Below are 1372 nucleotides of genomic sequence, written 5' to 3'. Positions count from 1 at the left end.
ATCCGGGAGGCCGCCAACCGGATGAAGTGTTCCAACAACCTCAAGCAGATCGGCCTCGCCCTCCACAATCACCATGACTCCCAAAGCACCTATCCGGCCGGCGGCATCGGCTGCGCCGGCGGCTACTACGGGTTCGCCTGGTGGATTCCCACGCTGCCTTATCTGGAACAGGATAACGTCTACTCAAAGCTCGACAAAACCGGCAGTTCCACGGGCACGTCCTACGCCTCGGTGGGCTGGATCTCCGAAAACGACGGCGCCTACAACCCGGTGAACCGGGCGGTGTTGAACAATTTCGTTCTCACAATGGGCAAATGCCCCTCCAGCCCGTTCCCGGCCCTCATCAGCCTGACGGCCAACACCAAAGTGTTCGTGGCCGATTACACCGGCATCAGCGGCAGTTCCACCCATTCCAGCGCCTTCACCAGCACCGGCGCCCCTTACGACGTGGGCATTGTCTCGTCCGGCGGTGTCATCATCCCGAAACGGGGCGTGGGCATCGCCGAGATCACGGACGGCACCTCCAACACGATGGTCGTGGGCGAGCAGTCCGACTATTGTTCGTCCGGGACCACCAAGGCCGACTGCCGCAGTTCGTGCAACACGGGGTTCCCGATGGGGATTGCGAATGGTTTTCCCAGCGGCGAGACGCGAATCTTCAACATGACCACCGTGCGTTATCCGATCAGCAAGGATTCCACCCTCGCCAATACCGGCGGCCAGTGCGGCGGCAACAGCCCGCTGCAATCGGCCCACTCGGGGGGCAACGTCAACGTTTTGCTGGCCGACGGATCGGTGCGGTCGGTGCGATCCTCCACCGATGTGCTGGTCCTGCGGCGCCTGGCGGATCGTGACGACGGCCAGGTGGTCGGAGACTATTGATGAAGAATTTCCTCAACGCAATGACTCTGGCGGCATGTCTCTGCGGACTGGCGTGCAATTCCGAACCGCCGCTCGGAAAGGCTGGCGGTCGGGTGACACACAAGGGCGAACCGGTGATCGAAGGAACCGTCACTTTTGCGGACGACCGCCAGGGATTGACTTATGTGGCCGACCTCGGGGCTGATGGCCGCTTCGAGTTTGAAGTCGCCCGCGGCCAGGGCCTTCCCGCAGGCGTTTACGGGGTGACCATCACCCCGCCCCGGCCCAACAAACCGGCCTTGGGATACGTGGCGCCGAACATGAACACCAAGACCGAGTATCCCAACATTCCCAAAAAGTACCGCGACCTGAAAACCAGCGGCCTGACCGCCACAGTGAAGTCGGGGGGAACTGATTCGTTTGTGTTTGAAATGGAGTGACGGGGCGGGAAACCCAAGAGACGACCAAGAGGCCGGCGGGGGCGTGAGAAATATCTTCTCACGCCCCCGCC

General features: G+C 62.0%; 2 protein-coding genes. Both read left to right on the top strand.

The window, feature by feature from the left end:
* The coding region (locus BGIM_RS0100550) for a DUF1559 domain-containing protein (RefSeq protein ID WP_020467895.1) at window positions 1-882 on the top strand (882 nt) is incomplete at its 5' end.
* Window positions 882-1301, top strand: a complete 420-nt coding sequence (locus tag BGIM_RS0100545) for a carboxypeptidase-like regulatory domain-containing protein (protein WP_020467894.1) — start codon at window positions 882-884, stop codon at window positions 1299-1301. The genes BGIM_RS0100550 and BGIM_RS0100545, both read left to right, overlap by 1 nt.
* Window positions 1302-1372 lie beyond the last annotated feature (71 nt).

The organism is Zavarzinella formosa DSM 19928 (assembly GCF_000255705.1).
In the GTDB taxonomy this organism is placed as follows: domain Bacteria; phylum Planctomycetota; class Planctomycetia; order Gemmatales; family Gemmataceae; genus Zavarzinella; species Zavarzinella formosa.
This window is presented reverse-complemented; position numbering and strand designations above follow the sequence as displayed.